Annotated in this window: 16 protein-coding genes and 1 tRNA gene; 7 read left to right on the top strand and 10 right to left on the bottom strand. The window is 62.8% G+C overall.

What is annotated here, in order from left to right:
- The first annotated feature begins 39 nt into the window (after positions 1-39).
- The 4 genes from pheT to FIV02_RS14425 all read left to right on the top strand — a co-directional run bounded on the left by pheT (position 40) and on the right by FIV02_RS14425 (position 3213).
- Positions 40-2418, top strand: coding sequence for a phenylalanine--tRNA ligase subunit beta (pheT, locus tag FIV02_RS14440; protein WP_152489016.1), 2379 nt, complete (start codon positions 40-42; stop codon positions 2416-2418).
- Between the two features lie 3 nt (positions 2419-2421).
- The gene (gene ihfA, locus FIV02_RS14435; RefSeq protein ID WP_003243414.1) at positions 2422-2724 is read left to right on the top strand and encodes an integration host factor subunit alpha; all 303 of its coding nucleotides are present in this window, start codon (positions 2422-2424) and stop codon (positions 2722-2724) included.
- Positions 2705-3061: a MerR family transcriptional regulator gene (locus FIV02_RS14430; RefSeq protein ID WP_013716019.1), complete on the top strand. Its 357-nt coding sequence runs from the start codon at positions 2705-2707 to the stop codon at positions 3059-3061. The genes ihfA and FIV02_RS14430 overlap by 20 nt, the downstream gene beginning before the upstream one ends.
- Positions 3062-3136: 75 nt before the next feature.
- Positions 3137-3213: transfer RNA gene (locus tag FIV02_RS14425), tRNA-Pro, on the top strand.
- Between the two features lie 73 nt (positions 3214-3286).
- On the opposite strand, the gene FIV02_RS14420 is transcribed toward FIV02_RS14425, so the two are convergent.
- Positions 3287-4486, bottom strand: coding sequence for a tyrosine-type recombinase/integrase (locus FIV02_RS14420; protein WP_152489015.1), 1200 nt, complete (start codon positions 4484-4486; stop codon positions 3287-3289).
- A gap of 35 nt (positions 4487-4521) precedes the next feature.
- Here FIV02_RS14420 and FIV02_RS24830 point away from each other — a divergent pair, with 35 nt between their 5' ends.
- From FIV02_RS24830 to FIV02_RS14405, 3 genes are all read left to right on the top strand, one after another.
- Positions 4522-4758: a hypothetical protein gene (locus tag FIV02_RS24830; protein ID WP_172979159.1), complete on the top strand. Its 237-nt coding sequence runs from the start codon at positions 4522-4524 to the stop codon at positions 4756-4758.
- Positions 4759-5051: 293 nt separating this feature from the next.
- Positions 5052-6260 carry a hypothetical protein gene (locus FIV02_RS25010; protein WP_256662969.1) on the top strand — a complete coding sequence of 403 codons (1209 nt, stop codon included), beginning with the start codon at positions 5052-5054 and terminating at the stop codon, positions 6258-6260.
- Positions 6261-6385: 125 nt separating this feature from the next.
- Positions 6386-7207, top strand: coding sequence for a type IV toxin-antitoxin system AbiEi family antitoxin domain-containing protein (locus tag FIV02_RS14405; protein WP_152489013.1), 822 nt, complete (start codon positions 6386-6388; stop codon positions 7205-7207).
- Positions 7208-7624: 417 nt separating this feature from the next.
- Here FIV02_RS14405 and FIV02_RS14400 read toward each other — a convergent pair whose 3' ends face one another.
- The 9 genes from FIV02_RS14400 to trbE form a co-directional block, all read right to left on the bottom strand.
- On the bottom strand, positions 7625-8347 hold the full coding sequence (locus FIV02_RS14400) for a zeta toxin family protein (protein ID WP_152489012.1): 723 nt from the start codon (positions 8345-8347) through the stop codon (positions 7625-7627).
- Between the two features lie 61 nt (positions 8348-8408).
- Entirely contained in the window at positions 8409-8627 is a 219-nt protein-coding gene (locus FIV02_RS14395; RefSeq protein ID WP_152489011.1) for a DUF2274 domain-containing protein, read from the bottom strand.
- The gene (locus FIV02_RS14390) at positions 8624-9889 is read right to left on the bottom strand and encodes a TrbI/VirB10 family protein (RefSeq protein ID WP_152489010.1); all 1266 of its coding nucleotides are present in this window, start codon (positions 9887-9889) and stop codon (positions 8624-8626) included. The genes FIV02_RS14395 and FIV02_RS14390 overlap by 4 nt, the downstream gene beginning before the upstream one ends.
- A gap of 2 nt (positions 9890-9891) precedes the next feature.
- The gene (gene trbG / locus FIV02_RS14385; RefSeq protein ID WP_152489009.1) at positions 9892-10875 is read right to left on the bottom strand and encodes a P-type conjugative transfer protein TrbG; all 984 of its coding nucleotides are present in this window, start codon (positions 10873-10875) and stop codon (positions 9892-9894) included.
- A complete protein-coding gene (gene trbF, locus FIV02_RS14380) occupies positions 10872-11579 on the bottom strand; it encodes a conjugal transfer protein TrbF (protein ID WP_152489008.1) in 708 nt (235 codons plus the stop codon). The genes trbG and trbF overlap by 4 nt, the downstream gene beginning before the upstream one ends.
- Positions 11580-11591: 12 nt before the next feature.
- On the bottom strand, positions 11592-12767 hold the full coding sequence (gene trbL, locus FIV02_RS14375) for a P-type conjugative transfer protein TrbL (RefSeq protein ID WP_152489007.1): 1176 nt from the start codon (positions 12765-12767) through the stop codon (positions 11592-11594).
- A complete protein-coding gene (locus FIV02_RS14370; RefSeq protein ID WP_152489006.1) occupies positions 12764-12952 on the bottom strand; it encodes a hypothetical protein in 189 nt (62 codons plus the stop codon). Before FIV02_RS14370 ends, trbL begins: the two co-directional genes overlap by 4 nt.
- A 13-nt stretch (positions 12953-12965) precedes the next feature.
- On the bottom strand, positions 12966-13700 hold the full coding sequence (gene trbJ, locus FIV02_RS14365; protein ID WP_152489005.1) for a P-type conjugative transfer protein TrbJ: 735 nt from the start codon (positions 13698-13700) through the stop codon (positions 12966-12968).
- Entirely contained in the window at positions 13697-16126 is a 2430-nt protein-coding gene (gene trbE / locus FIV02_RS14360; protein WP_152489004.1) for a conjugal transfer protein TrbE, read from the bottom strand. Before trbE ends, trbJ begins: the two co-directional genes overlap by 4 nt.
- Between the last annotated feature and the right edge of the window lie 11 nt (positions 16127-16137).

The following is a 16137-nucleotide window of genomic DNA, read 5'->3' as shown; positions in this document are numbered from 1 at the left end:
TGCCCTCGTCATCGAATTCGTTTAAGGAGAACAGACAGTATGAAATTCAGTGAACAGTGGCTGCTCGGCTGGGTCAGCCCTGATGTATCGCGTGACGACCTGGTCGCGCGTCTGTCCATGGTCGGCCTGGAAGTCGACGCCGTTCAGCCCGTCGCCGGTGCCTTCAGCGGTATCGTCGTGGGCGAGATCCTCAGCGCCGAGCAGCACCCGGACGCCGACAAGCTGCGCGTCTGCCAGGTGAGCAATGGCGGCGAGACCTTCCAGGTGGTCTGCGGTGCACCCAATGCCCGCGCCGGCATCAAGGTACCGTTCGCCATGATCGGCGCCGAACTGCCGGGTGACTTCAAGATCAAGAAGGCCAAGCTGCGCGGTGTGGAATCGCAGGGCATGCTCTGCTCGGCGTCCGAGCTGCAGGTCAGCGATGACAACAGCGGGCTGCTGGAGCTGGCGGCCGATGCGCCTGTGGGCCAGAGCCTGCGTGATTATCTCGGCCTGGATGACGTGTGCATCGAGCTGGGGCTGACCCCGAACCGCGGCGACTGCCTGTCCATCGCCGGCCTGGCCCGCGAAGTCGGCGCCATGTACGGCGCTCCGGTCACGCCGGTGGCCATCGATCCGGTTGCGCCGGCGCATGATGAAGTGCGTTCGGTGGACGTGCTGGCCGCGCAGGCCTGCCCGCGCTACCTGGGGCGTGTCATCCGCAACGTCGACCTGTCGCGTCCGACGCCGCTGTGGATGGTGGAGCGTCTGCGCCGCTCCGACGTGCGCAGCATCGATCCGGCTGTCGACATCACCAACTACGTGATGCTCGAACTGGGCCAGCCCATGCATGCGTTCGATCTCGCCGAGATCAGCGGTGGCATTCGCGTACGCATGGCGGAAGAGGGCGAGAAGCTGGTGCTGCTCGATGGCCAGGAGGTCAGCCTGCGTGCCGATACGCTGGTGATCGCCGATCATCAGCGTGCTCTGGCCATTGCAGGGGTAATGGGTGGCGAGCACAGCGGCGTGAGCGGCAAGACCCGCGACCTGTTCCTGGAAAGCGCCTTCTTCGACAACATCGCCATCGCCGGCAAGGCGCGGTCCTATGGCCTGCACACCGACTCCTCACACCGCTTCGAGCGGGGCGTCGACTCGCAACTGGCGCGCCAGGCCATGGAGCGTGCGACCGCATTGCTGCTGGAGATCGTGGGCGGTGAAGCCGGCCCGATCATCGAGGCCTGCAGCGAAGCCGACCTGCCGAACGTCGCACCTGTGACGCTGCGTGCCGAGCGCATCAGTCAGATGCTGGGCATGGACATGGACGCGAGCGAAGTGGAGCGTCTGCTCACCGCGCTGGGTCTGGGCGTCAGCGCCCAGGGCGCCGGTCAGTGGCAGGTCAGTGTGCCGAGCCACCGCTTCGATATCAGCCTGGAAGTCGATCTGATCGAAGAGCTGGGCCGACTGTACGGTTACAACCGTCTGCCGGTGCGCTACCCGCAAGCCCGCCTGGCGCCGCAGGCCAAGGCCGAAGCGCGCGCCGAGCTGCCTGCGCTGCGCCGCCTGCTGGTCGCGCGCGGCTACCAGGAAGCGATCACCTACAGCTTCATCGATCCCAAGCTGTTCGAACTCTTCGCCCCAGGTGTCGAGCCGCTGCAGCTGGCCAACCCGATTTCCGCCGACATGGCGGCCATGCGTTCGTCGTTGTGGCCGGGTCTGGTCAAGGCGCTGGAGCACAACCTGAACCGCCAGCAGTCGCGCGTGCGCCTGTTCGAGAGTGGCCTGCGTTTCGTCGGTCAGCTCGAAGGTCTGCAGCAGGAAGCCATGCTGGCCGGCGTGATCAGTGGCAGTCGTCTGCCGGAAGGCTGGGCCAACAGCCGTGACGGCGTCGACTTCTATGACCTCAAGGCCGATGTCGAAGCGCTGCTCGGCTATGCCGGCGCGGTCGATGCCTTCAGCTTCGTGCCTGGCGAGCATCCGGCCCTGCATCCGGGCCAGACCGCGCGCATCGAGCGAGAAGGGCGCCTGGTCGGTTTCATCGGTGCCTTGCACCCGGAGCTGGCCAAGACCCTGGGGCTGGATCAGCCGGTCTATCTCTTCGAGCTGGTACTGGCCGAGGTCGCTGCGGGTCGCATGCCGGCGTTCAGCGAACTGTCGCGCTTCCCCGAAGTGCGCCGTGACCTGGCGTTGCTGGTCGATCGCGAGCAACCGGCCGAAGCCGTGCTGGCGGCGATCCGCGAGACAGCGGGTGAATGGCTGACGGACCTCAAGCTATTTGACGTCTATCACGGTAAAGGCATTGATCCGCTTAGAAAAAGCCTTGCCGTCGGCTTGACCTGGCAACATCCATCGCGCACTCTTAATGACGATGAGGTGAGTACTACTACGCAAAATATCCTCACCTGCCTCGAACAAAGGTTCAACGCCACGTTAAGGAAGTAGCGTATGGGGGCTCTGACGAAAGCTGAAATGGCGGAACGTCTGTATGAAGAGCTCGGCCTGAACAAACGGGAAGCCAAGGAACTGGTGGAGCTGTTTTTTGAAGAGATCCGCCAGGCTCTTGAGCTGAACGAACAGGTCAAGCTTTCCGGGTTCGGCAACTTCGACTTGCGCGACAAGCGCCAGCGACCCGGTCGTAACCCGAAAACAGGGGAAGAGATTCCAATCACGGCTCGCCGTGTGGTCACTTTTCGTCCAGGGCAAAAATTGAAAGCCAGGGTCGAGGCCTATGCTGGAACCAAGTCATAACGACGAATTACCGGCAATTCCCGGCAAACGCTACTTCACCATTGGTGAAGTCAGCGAACTCTGCGCGGTCAAACCTCACGTTCTGCGCTACTGGGAGCAGGAATTCCCACAGTTGAACCCGGTCAAGCGGCGGGGCAACCGCCGCTACTATCAGCGCCAGGACGTGCTGATGATCCGGCAGATTCGAGCATTGCTGTACGATCAGGGTTTCACCATTGGCGGGGCGCGCCAGCGCCTCTCCGGTGACGAGGCCAAGGACGACACCACCCAGTATCGTCAGCTGATCAAGCAGATGATTGCGGAGCTCGAGGACGTTTTGCACGTCCTGAAGAAGTAAGGCCAAGAAAAAGTTGCCTTATTTCAAAAGCTTAATGTATAGTTCCTCCCGCTTTCGGTCACCCGGAAGCATCGTCGGGGCGTAGCGCAGCCCGGTAGCGCACTTGCATGGGGTGCAAGGGGTCGAGTGTTCGAATCACTCCGTCCCGACCAATAAATCCCTACATCAGAGCCTGGTCAGTGATGACCAGGCTTTTTTGTGTCAGGGACTTTTGCGGGACTTTTTTCATCCTGCCATCCTCCTCAAAATTGTCAGGGCCGGCCCGCGCGAGTCGGTGGCCGAAATCCTGTTGGCTTCATCGATCAGTTTGCCCAGCTCGGCGGCCGAGTAATGGCTGGTGATGCTGCCGTTCTTGTGGCCCAGCAGAGCCTTCCTGTCTTCCTCCGTTACCCCTGCTGCTCGAAGTCTTCGACCGAAGGTGTGCTTCAGGTCGTGAACGCGGATCGAAGCAAATCCAGGTGGAGCAGGGTGAAGGAAACGCTCCTGGAATTTCTTCGCGGCTCTGACCCTGGCTTTCTTCCATGCCGAGTCGTTCATCCGGTGAACCGGAGTGGCCTTGCCGTTTCGATCGGGTTGTCCGTAAGGAAATACCCAGACCGGATCAAGCCCGCGCTGTCCCTCGATGACCGATTTGGCTACGTTGTTGAGCACCACGAGCCGCTCGTCGCCGTTCTTGACCCCGGAGCTCTCATGTCGGCCACCAAAATCCGCCGGTATGAGAAACACGCTGGTGTTGAGCTCAGGGATCGGTATCTCCCAATCCCAGCGAAGCTTCACGACCTCCTGCTCGCGTGAGCCGCTGTTGACCTTGTACAGGGCCATACGGCGCAAATGATCGGGCAGTTCGGCGAAGAGAATCGACTGCTCTTCCCAGGACATCGGGTAGGGAAGGCGCCTCGTTTTCTTCTCTTCCAGCTTGGTGATCATCGGTACCACGTCGAGCCAGGGACGCTTCTGCTCATCACGCCATTTTCGGGCGCATAGGTTCAGGATGCGTATGACGCGCTCCAGGGCGATGTTTACCGTGCGGTGTGAAACGCCTGGCTTCAACTTCCCATCGCTGGTTCTGCTGCTCTTGAGTCGATCCCTTATGTAGGGAGCCAGGGTCTCGTCGTCGACATGAGTCAGAGGCTGGTCGCCAATATACGGGTCCAACTGCTCCAGATAGATGGCCGTGAGGCCTATCGACGGCTGGTCCTTGTACTCGACCAGGTAACGCGTAGCGGCTTCCCGCCAGGCCCTGATCCTGCGTACGCCGTAGATCTTCTGCTCGCGCAGCTTCTCCAGCTTGTGTATCAGGTACTGCTCTGCCTCCTTCCTATCGCTTGATCCAGTGCTTTCCTGAATTCGCTGACCTCTGAAGACCTTGTCGATGTGCCAGATCCCGTTCCTTTGGTAGAGGCCGCTAATGGTTTTTCGCGCCATGGTTTTTCTCCTTGGCGCTCGCTGCGGGAGTGATCATGTCCCTTGGCACCTTCCTTTTCAATGATGGCCCGGTCGATGTATGCGTCTGCCCAGGCATCCAGCTCTTCGCGATCAAAGCCGATGCCTTGCACTCCAATGCGGAATTCCCGCACGTAAGGCCGGACGGTTTTGTTGAATTCGGTGCGACACATGCCGAGGTAGGCGGGTGCTGCACTGGCTCGCAGGATTCGGGGTGGGCAGGTGATCAAGCGTGCGGCTATCTGTTCAGATGATGCGGGCATGAATGTCGCCTCCTTATCGGCCCTGATCCGTGCTGCAGATGCTGTCCGCTGCTCGCTGGGTGAACAACGTGGTGGAGGGGGCTGCGGAGGGTTTGGTACAACAGCCGTTTTGGCTTGGTTTGACCTGATGGATCGTGGACGGGTGGCCAGTCGTTGGCTGGGCAGGTGATATCAGGCTTAAGGATTGATGAGTGTCTTCCGAAGAGGTATTCCCACAACCTAGTTCCAGCCCTGGTGGCCCAATCAGTCGTGAGGAGATGTACGCAGAGGTGTGGCGGCTTCCCATGACCAAGATCGCGGATCACCACCGTGTTTCTTCCAGCTTCTTGGCGCGCGTGTGTACCCGGATGAATGTACCGCGACCGCAGCGTGGGCACTGGGTAAAGCTGGAGAATGGAAAGCCGAGTCCTCAGCCACCCTTGCCTGAGGCAGGGCCTGGTGACCTTCAGGTTTGGCGCAGAGGGGATACTCTTGGTGCTGTTTCTCTACCGGTTCCGAAGGCGCCCGCACCTCGCAAGATCAGGCCCGAACAGCTCCGCATATCGCGATCAAGGCAGCATCCTGTTGTCGTGGGGGCGTATGAGGTATTTGGGCAAGGTCGCGTCATCGACCAGGGTTTCCTCAAGCCTGGGAAGCAGCGCCTGGTGGATGTTGTGGTGACCAAGCCGCAACTTGAGCCAGCCCTGAAACTGGCGAACCAGCTATTTCTCAAGCTGGAGGCCGCCGGTCATCGCGTGATGTTTGCTCCGAGTGACCGAACCTACGCGCGGGCTTCGTTTGATGAGCATGAGCACCCTCCCAAGAAACCGCGGCATCGTCATCCGGCGTTGTGGTCACCGTCCAAGCCCACAGTTGTTTTCGTGGGAACGGTTGCCATTGGGCTGACGTTGTTTGAGATGACTGAGGAGCTGGAGGCCCGATACATCGATGGCGAGTACATCCCCACCTCCAAGATACCGTCGCAGCAACTACGCCGTTTGAGCTCGTCCTGGAACTGGTCGACTCGTATGGACTTCGCGACCGGCCGCCTATGCATAAGGGCTTTCTGTCCCTACCCAGGTGCTGATTGGGCCCAGAGTTGGAAGGAGACCAAGCAAAGCTCGTTGCGTGGTCAGTTGGATGACATCGTCCAGCAGCTCACAGACGCCGCGCCTGTAATCGTCCGATTGGTCGAGGAGGCCGAGGAGCAGGCCAGAATTCGGCAGCAGGAGTGGAAGGAGCAGATGCGCCGGCTCGAGGAGAGAGAGCGGATTCGACGGCAGAGCGAGGCTAGGGATCAGGCTCGAAGCGATCTGCTAGCTGTCATCAAGCAATGGGACGACATCAAGCGGATTCAGGCCTTCTTCAGTGACGTGGAGAGCTCGGTGTCGGATCTGCCAGAAGCGGTGCGATGCATTGCTATGGACAAGCTCGCCCAAGCGCGTGAGCTTGTTGGCGAGCTGGATGCGCTCAAGGCGCTGCTGGAGTGGAGGGGGCCTCGGGATCGCCTGTAGCAATGTTCAAGAGCTCCCTGTGCGGGTTTATAAAAACTAAATTTTGCTCACTGATGGTGAGTATTTTTTTATTTGTATAAACCTTCTTCTTGCTGCTGGTTTAGAAAATCTATATTTTGCTCACTATGAGTGTGCAAAAATCTGAAAAACTAAACTCCTTGCTTGCAGGGCTCGGCGACAGCGATCTGGTGTCCAGTAGCTGGTTGAAGGCTCATGGCTACAGCAGCAACCTCGTAGCGCGATATATCGCGAGCGGCTGGCTGGAATCGCCTGCGCGTGGAATCTATCAACGACGAGGCGGGCGTCTCACCTGGGCTGCTGTAGTGCGTGCGCTGCAGGAGGGAGAGCGATTGCCGCTTCATGTTGGCGGGCGTTTTGCCTTGGCTTGGCACGGGCACGAGCACTACCTGCGGTTGGGCGTGCGTGAGACGGTTACTCTGTATGGCCCTGGAAGCCTCCCTGCCTGGGTGGAAAAGCTTCCATTGAAGGCCGAGATAGTGTTGTGCGGCAAAAGCCCATTCAATCTTTCGGTACTGTCATTCAAGGCTGACATGGATGACGAAGTCCTAAGGAATCTTGGGCTCGAGTGGGTGGATGCTGATGGCGACCGCGGTCGCATCGTCGTCGCGACACCTGAACGCGCAATCCTCGAGTTGTGTGATGGCGTGTCAGACGCATCGCTCGTTTATGAAGTGGATGCGCTGATGCAGGGTGCGGACACCCTTCGTTCCCAGAGAGTAAGCATGCTGCTGCGACATTGCACCAGCATAAAAGCCAAGCGCTTGTTCCTAGCCCTCGCAGAACGCCACCAGCACGCCTGGCTGGATCATGTCTCGTTGGACGGCATCTATCTAGGGAAGGGGAAGCGTTGCCTGGTTCCCGGTGGTCGCTTGAATCAAACGTACCAAATAACTTTGCCGGCGGATCTAGCGGAGCACCTGGGATAGACGCCTAACCGATCGCGTCCAGTTACTGATGGACATTCTGCCGACCTTGGAGAAGGAACGGCGATTTGCCCTCAAAGGGAGAACGGCGATCAACCTGTTTGAGGATGACTTGCTCAGTCATTGATGGATATGGGGCGGGCCCTATGGTGGAGTGGAGAGTGGTGCCTCAGGGGCGCCTGATTTCACTCCTCTAATAAGAAAGCCGCCTGTGAATGGCGGCTTTCTTGCGGATCGAAGGGTATTTCAGGCTAGCGCCTGAGTCTCTCTGATGTTCTTCGCTTCTTCGAGCACCTTGCGCTGGCTTTCGATGGCTCGAGCAGACGCAGCGCCATAAGCGGCGCGCTTAGCAGCATCGGAATTGCTTCTGAAAAAGCTCGATAGAGGGCTTGGGTTACCCGTATGAACTCTTTTCATCGATTAGGCCTCGGTTAAAATTCGATCAAGCTCAGTGGCAGAGTATCCAAAGGTGACTAGAGCGTCAATTTCGTCGGCACCGACGTTAAGCTCGACGGCTTGGTTAGTCCCGTCAGTGTCTTTGACGATAAGGTCAACCTTGAGTTGCAGGCGAAAGCTTTGTTTCAGCATCTTCACAACCTCCTTCGCTGCGAAAAGCTGTCTGATGAACTCGGCCTTCGGGATGTTTCTTCCCTCGGTGAGCTCCCGGGCTTTCACAAACTCCCAGGCAAGCAAGGGATCCTGATAGACATATACGATAGTGATGTCCCTGTTCCGTCTCAAGGAACGCTCGACGTTTCGTCGAGCCACCTGCTCGTTGGCAAGCGTTCCATCCAGCAAAAATGACTGGCGTTGCTCAAGGACAAGGTCATGCAAGCGCTCGACGATGCTGTTCACGGCTCGTTGAAATAGTCGAGAGTTGGTACCTGTGTACTCGGGGAAATAGGCTCGTAGGTCATCTGGGTCGATTCGCAGAGCTCTCGCCCCGACATCTTCGAAGCCTGCAATCAGGGCTTTGGACACCTCCGTCTTACCCGCACCGGGGGATCCAGCCATGAAAACAGAGACAGGCGTTTCCTCCCCGGGATACGCCCTGACATCTGCTATTTCCCTGGCGATGCGAGTCCTATTTGCCTTTGCGAAGGCAATCGCCCGCTGCTCAATACCTACTTCTTCTTCCGTCATCGACCGTGGCAGTGCTCTCAACTTTGGTGAGGAAGCCTAACAGCGTGGCGACAGCATGTCCTCAACTCGACGCTGCCTTCCTGAACACCCGATCCCTAGCCATGAAGGCCTCCAGCATGTGTGGGATGAGCGTCAGGGCATCGACCTCTTCGCCGTAGGCCTGCGAGTGCAGCGCCGCATAGCGCTCGAGGTCGGCTTTCAGGCTGACCGGGCAGGTGAAGGTCAGCTTCAGGTTTTCGGTTTTCGGCAGCGGGCCGAGACGCAGCTTGGTCGTGCTCATTGCAGGTTCCTCTGGGGAATGGAGAAAGGCTGATAGGGACGCAGCACCAGGTCGCGGTTGACGATCACGCGCAGGGGCAGGCCAGGGCGCTGGGTTAGCGTGGGCTGGATATCGAGGTTGCGACGGGTGACCTCCTGGCCAACCTGATTCACCGTGTCCTGCAGGCTGTCGCGCCCAGCGATGATGATGCGGTCGCCATCGGTGCGACTGGTCGGTGCCGCCAGCTCGGCTCCGATACCCAGCAGGCTGGTCATGGCCGCGCCGGCGACGATCCGATCCCAGTGCCAATCGACGCCATCCTCGAGGCCGGCATAGCCGGCGGCGTCGGTACCTATCAGGTTGTCGAGCTGGAAGGACGAGGTGTCCGGCAGGATCACCCGCTGCCATACCACCTGCACGCGGCTCTGCCCGTAGCTCACCTGGCTGTTGTAGCGGCCTAGCAGGCGCGAGCCTTGAGGGATCAGCACATGCTGGCCGGTGGCGCTGTCGTAGACCGGTTCGGTCACCGTGGCGATCACGTCGCCGGGAAGATCCGACTTGATACCGGTTACCAGTGCCGCGGCAATTATGGTGCCGGCCATCACCTGATAGGGCGAGTCAGGCATTTGCAGCAATCCGGAATTACGGATTTGTGCATTTGCGGATTTACTGAGAAACGCCTCTTTTTGCTCCTGCCGGTTTGGCGTTCCAGCTGCTCCGGCCACCGCGCCCGAGGGCGCCGCACCAGCGACCATGGGATCGAGTGGGCTGGATCCAGTGGATGCGATGTTCGATCTCCTAGCCCTGCCGGTCTGGAAAAACACCGACGACAGCGCCGCTTCTTCGGCCTCCTTGAGCCTGGCGAGGCGTTCGGCCTCGGCCGCATCCGGACCGTAGCCATAGCCCTGCGCCTGCTGCTCGGCCCTGAGGATCGGCCCGCCCAGATCGCCGGGTAGCGGTGGGCCCAGTTGCGGCACCTCAGGCGCTGCAGGTGGAGGCAACTGCGAGTAGTCGGCGGGCAACTGCTCCAGGCCCTCGGAGCGGGACACGCGGTCGACGTTGTACAGCTCGTTTTGCTCCATGCCCTGACGGCGCTGCTGGGGCTGCAACGACCACAGCATGGCCCCCAGCACCGCGGCGGCCAGACCACCGACGAGTACCGCCAGCATGCGCGGATTGAGGCGGGTGACGGGACGGGGCTGCGTACGCAGCTCCAGTGACCCCGGCGCCTCCTTGGGCGGTAGCGGCGTCGCCGCGGTTTGGGTGTCGTCCTTGGCAGTCATGCTCAGGGCCTCCGTGCCACGCCATCGGTGCGCTCGATCCGCACTACATCGCCCTTGTCGGCGCCCAGGCGCAGCTCGGCGGCGCCGAACAGGCGGTCGACGACGTAGTAGGGCGAGCGGAAGCGGTAGTTGACCAACTGCCCGTCACCTTCCGGGCCTATCACGAACAGCGGTGGTAGCTCGCTCTGGGCGATGCCGGCGGGAAACTGGATGTACACCTTGCGACTGTCGTCGAAGGCGCGCAGCGGTTTCCAGGGCGGGTTGCTGCCGCTGATCGCATAGCGAAAGCGCAGCTGTTCCAGCGCCAGGCCGGCATCCACCGGTGCCGCTGCCTGGGCTGCACTGGCACGGCGTTGCAGGGCGAGCATGCGATCCTTGGGGTAATCCCAGGACACCGAGGCCATCCAGGCCTGCTCGGTGGAGGTCAGCTCAATCAGGTAGGTACGCCGCGTGGTGGTGATCACCAGGTTGGTCTTGAGATCGACCCGGATTGGCTTGATCAGCACGCTGACGCGCAACTCGTCGTCGCTGCCACTGGAAGTGTCGCCGACGATCCAGCGCACGGTGTCCCCGGCGGCCACGGTGACCAGCTCCTCGCCGGGCTGCAGGTTGATCGCGGTCACCCGGCCCGGGCTGGCGTACACCTGGTACAGCGCGCCATCGGAGTAGGGCCAGACCTGGATGGCGTTGATATAGCCCTCCCGGGTTGGAGCCACCCGCGCGTCGCGGTTGGCGCGCGAGACCCGCACGCGTTCATCGGCCGGTTCCTTGGTTGGCTTGCTACCTTGATCCGGCAGCGGCTTGAGCTGCGCCGGCAGGGCAAGGGGCTTGGGCATCTCCACCACCTCTATGGGCTTGGGTGGTTCCGGCAGGCGCTGCGCTTGCACGGGCTCGTCCAGGGCGATCACCGGTGGCTCGTGGCTGGCACAGCCGGCCAGCATCGCCAGCAACAGGGGGCAGATGCAGAGGTTCAGGGCGGTTTTCATGGCTTCTTGGCTCCTTCCGTAGTGTCCAGTTCGCGGCTCCAGGACAGGCCATTGACGTAGATGCCCAGAGGGTTGCGGCGCAGCTTTTCCTCGGTGCGAGGTGGCTGCAGTACCAGCGAGATCACCGCTGTCCAGCGCTCCAGTCCGGCGGCTGCACCATTTACAAAGCGGCGTTCGATCCAGCGCACCTGGAACGAGCTGTCGCTGGCACGCACCACGCTGGTGATCTCGACCGACACCGATTCCTTGCCGACCCGGGTGAAGGGATCGTTGGCGCGGGCATAGTCGTTGAGGGTGGCGGCGCCGCGGTCGGTGGTGGAGTGATAGGCTTCCAGCCAGTTCTGCCGCACCACCACCGGGTCGATGGACAGGGAGCGCACCCGCTCGATGAAGCGCGCCAGGTGGTGGGCGATCTGCGCATCCTGGGGCTGGTAGGGACTGGCGGCCTCGCCGACGGCGCGCACCTGGCCGAGGTTGTCGACTTCCACCACATAGGGCGTGACCGTCGACTGGGCCGAGCGCCAGACCAGCCCGCCGGCCATCAGCAGGGCCAGGCCCAGGCAGCCGAAGGCCATCAGCCGCCAGTTGCGTGCTTGCGCCAGGCTGCTGCCCATGCGCCGATCCCAGGCCTGCTGCGCGGCCTGGTAGGGCGTGGCCGGTTGTGGAGTGTCGCTGTAGCGCACCCGCGGACGTTTGAATCGCATCCTCGTTCTCCTTCACGAATTCGATGGGTCGCGCACCTGTGGCCCTGGTGATGAGCCACCGCCATCGCCACCGCGCAGCGTGTGCGCGACAGTGGTGGTGGCATGGGAGAGTTGCTGCCTGCGTTGCAGGCGCTTGGCCCAGTCGGGTTGCTTGGCGGGGGCTGTTGATGAACCAGCAGCGGCGGACGTTCCACCAGCCGTAGTACCGTCTGCTGCAGATCCTGGAGGCATGCCAGCCAGGGACCTGGCGCCGCCTATGGCCAGGCGTGCTGCACCAGGGGCCATACGGGCGCCGGCCAACACGGCGCCGCCGACGCCCGTGGCCACGGCGGCCGCACCGGCTGCCATGCCAGCGGCGCCGAGCGCGGTACCGGCTGCTGCGCCGGCCCCCAGTTGTGGCGCGCCGGAGACCAGGCCGGTGGCAATGCCCGGGCCGAAGATGCCCAGGCCGAGCAACGCCAGCGAGGCGAGCATGACCACCAGGGCGTGGTCGATGGAGGGCTCGTCCGGCACAGCCTGGAACTCGGCGAACAGACCGCTGCCGATGCCGACGATCACTGCCAGCACCAGTACCTTGATGCCGGACGCCACCACGTTGCCCAGCACCTTCTCGGCGAGGAAGGCGGTCTTGTTCCACAGTGCAAAGGGCACCAGGACGAAGCCGGCGAGGGTGGTCAGCTTGAACTCGATCAGGGTGACGAACAGCTGGATGGCCAGGAAGAAGAAACTGACGATCACCACCAGCCAGGCGAGAAACAGCACCAGGATGCTGTGCAGGTTGCCGAATACTTCCGGAAACCCGCTGAGGCTGCTGATCTGCTCAAGCAGCGGGCGCCCGGCCTCGACGCCAATGGCGGCCAGCCGACCCGGCTGCAGGAATTCGGCCTGGCTCAGCACCGAGCCCGAGGCGAGCAGGCCCAACCCGGCGAAGGAGTTGAAGACAATCTGGGCCAGTGCGTTGAAGTTACCGATGATGAAGGCGAACGCACCGACGTAGAGGGTCTTGCGGATCAGCTTGGCGCTGACGTCTTCGCCGCCCATGGCCCAGAACAGCCCGGCCAGGGTCATGTCGATCACCACCAGCGTCATGGTGAGAAAAGCCACCTCGCCGCCGAGCAGGCCGAAGCCCGTATCGATATACAGCCCGAACACCTCGAGGAAGCGATCGATCACGCTGACGTCGTTCATTGCACGTCCTCGTCGAAGCTCGGGGGTATGGCTGGCAGGTCAGAAGGGCGGAGAAACTCGCCGGGTCGAGCGCAGCCGGAGTAGAAGCGCTCGGTCGAAGCGCCTTGCCGTTCCACGACGCCATCGCCGCCACGCCCACAGGCGGCGAGCACGAGCAGCAGCGGCAGCATTATCAGGATTCTCATGGAGCCTTCCTCCCTACCGGTAGAACCGCACTGGGTAGGGGGTATAGGGCGTCCCGCTGCCCATAAAGCGCCGCCGCAGTTCGCGCGCCTCCTCGGCCGCCGCGGCCTGGCGCGCAAGTTCCAGGGCGATGGCGCGGTTCTGGGTGATCTGCAGCTGCTGGGACTGGATCGATTGCTTGGCCTGCAGGGCCAGCAACTGGTTGGTGGCCTGGGTGGCCTGCAGTGCACCGCCGGCCGACTGACTCTGCTGCACCAGATCGGCCAGCGCGCTCTTGTCCTGAACCAGGTTCTGCGTCACCTGCGCCTGCACGCGCATGGCGGTGTGCAGGCCGTCGAGACCCTGCTTCCAGCGCTCGCGCGCCCCCTGGGCCAGGCGTTGGCTGCTGATGTCGCTCGTGTACTCGGCCGGATAGAGGCGGGTGAACTCCTGATCCAGACGCTGCACCTCGTAGGCCAGCCCCCGCGCCTCGGCCAGCAGGCGCTCGGTGTTGGCCAGGCTCGCGCGCAACTGGTTGACCACGTTGTAGTCCAGGGTTGCCAGGTGACGGGCCTGGTTCAGCAGCATCTGGGTTTCGTTCTGCAACTGTCTGACCTGGTTGTTGACCATCTCCAGGGTGCGCACCGCGGTCAGGGTGTTCTGCGCCAGGTTGGTTGGATCGATCACCGTGAGGGCGTGGGCTGGCTGCAGGGCCAGCAGGCCAAGCACCAGCAGAGTGGAGCACGGGGAACGGCGGATAGGGAATTTCATGGCAGGCACTCCTTGCGTGGCGAGGGGTAAGAGGTGAGCAGGTCAGCGGCCCAGTCCAGGCCTCGGTGGTGCAGCCAGGTAGGGGCGAAATCGGCATCGCCGGACTCCTGCAGAATCCGATCGATCTCGCGCTGCTCGGCAGGACTGGCGGAGGCGGCGAAGGCCAGCGCCACCGGCCCCAGGTCGAGGTCGAACAGGCGGTTGCCCTGGCGCGACTGGTAGTAGTAGTCACGCTTGGGCGTGGCCTGGGCGATGATCTCGATCTGCCGGTCGTTGAGGCCGAAGCCCTGGTAGATGCCGCGGATCTGCGGTTCGCCGGCCTGTGGGTTGGGCAGGAAGATGCGACTGGCGCAGCTCTCGATGATCGCCGCGGCGATGCTGGAGTCCTTGATGTCGGCCAGCGACTGGGTGGCGAAGATCACCGAGACGTTCTTCTTGCGCAGGGTCTTGAGCCACTGGCGGATGCGCGCGGCGAACAGCGGCTCGTCGAGAAACAACCAGGCCTCGTCGAGGATCAGCAGCGTCGGCGCACCGTCGAAGCGCTCCTCGAAGCGGGCGAACAGGTAGCCCAGCACTGCGGCGACCGCCGCCTTGCTGTGCATCAGCTCCTCCATCTCGAAGCACTGCACGTCGGCCGTGCCGAGGCGATCCCGGTCGGCATCCAGCAACTGGCCATGGGCGCCGCCCAGCACGTAGGGCTGCAACGCCTGGCGCAGGCTGTTGTCCTGCAGCAACACGGACAGCCCCGTCAGCGTGCGCTGCGCCTCGGGCGTGCCGGCCAGGCTGTCCAGCGCCGTCCAGAGTGTCGCCTTCTGCTCGGGGCCGACGGCTACGCCTTCCTGCAGCAGGCGCGCCTCCAGCCACTCGGTGGCCCAGGCGCGGTAGCCGGGCTGGTCGATACGCGCCAGGGGCTGGAAGGACAGTCTGCCATCACCGCCCAGGTCGTAGTGCTCGCCACCCAGGCCTAGCACCGTCGCGCGCAACGAACGGCCCATGTCGAAGAGAAACAGGCGTGAGCCAGGGTAGCGACGAAACTGCAGGGCCAGGGTCGCCAGCAGCACCGACTTGCCCATGCCGGTGGGGCCGGCCACCAGGGTGTGGCCGACATCGCCGACGTGGGTGACCAGGCGAAACGGCGTCGCACCATCGGTGCGGGTGATCACCAGCGGCAGGCCGTCCAGGTGCTCGTTGCGTACAGGGCCGGCCCAGACTGCCGAGACTGGCATCAGGTGCGCCAGGTTGAGGGTGGAGACCAGCGGCTGACGGACGTTGGCGTAGGTATTGCCAGGGATCGACGACAACCAGGCCTCCACCGCGTTGAGGCTCTCGGCAATGGTGATGAAGCCGCGTCCCTGGATCACCCGTTCGACCAGGCGCAGTTTCTCGTCGGCAACCTGGGCGTCACGGTCGCTCACCGTCACGGTGGCCGTCACGTAGCCGAAGGCGACCTGGTCGGCGCCCAGCTCCTGCAGGGCGGCGTCGGCGTCGCTGGCCTTGTTCGCCGCGTCGCTGTCGATCAGCGGGCTTTCCTGCTGGAAGATCGCTTCGCGCAGCAGCGCCAGGACACCCTTGCGCTTGGCGAACCACTGCCGGCGCAGGCGCACCAGTTCCTTCTCGGCCTCGTCCTTGTCCAGGCAGATGAAGCGGGTCGACCAGCGATAGGCAAAGCCCAGTCGGTTTAGATCGTCCAGCACGCCCGGCCAGGTCGAGCTAGGAAAACCTCGGATCGAGAGCACGCGCAGGTGCTGTTCGCCCAGCCTAGGCGCCAGGCCGGTGGCCAGCGGGCTGTCGGCCAGCAGGGCATCGAGGTGGAAGGGCACCTCGGGTACGGCGACCTGCTGGCGATGGGGCGATACCGTGGCATGCAGGTAGGTCAGCGTCTGGCTATCGTCGAGCCAGGTAAGCTCCGGCATCACCCCGTCCAGCAGGTCGAAGAAGCGGTCACTTTCGGCAATGAAGGCTGCCAGCCGCTCGCGCCAGTCGATGCCGCGCTGCGTCCGGTGCTCGTAGAGCAGGCCGGCGGCGCGCGAGCGCGACTCCTCCGGAGGCAGGTAGAGCAGCGTCAGGTGGTAGGTGCTCTCGAAGTGGCTGCCCTGTGCCTCGAAGGCGGCGCGGCGTTCCTCGTCCACCAGCCAGGACAGGGACTCGGGGAAGTCACTGTCGGGGTAGTCGGCAGCCGCCAGGCGCTCGGCCTCGATGAACAGCGCCCAGCCCGAGCCGAGTCGACGCAGGGCGTTGTTCAGGCGCGCCGAGGTGGCCACCAGCTCGCTTTGGGTGGCGCTGTCCAGATCCGGCCCGCGAAAGCGCAAGGTGCGCTGGAAGGCGCCGTCCTTGTTCAACACCACGCCTGGGGCGACCAGGCCGGCCCAGGGCAGCCAATCGGCGAGTTGGGCCGGGCGGCGTTGGTATTCGGTGAGGTTGAGCATGGCGGCGCTCC

Source organism: Pseudomonas sp. THAF187a, assembly GCF_009363395.1.
Lineage (GTDB): Bacteria > Pseudomonadota > Gammaproteobacteria > Pseudomonadales > Pseudomonadaceae > Aquipseudomonas > Aquipseudomonas khazarica.
This window is presented reverse-complemented; position numbering and strand designations above follow the sequence as displayed.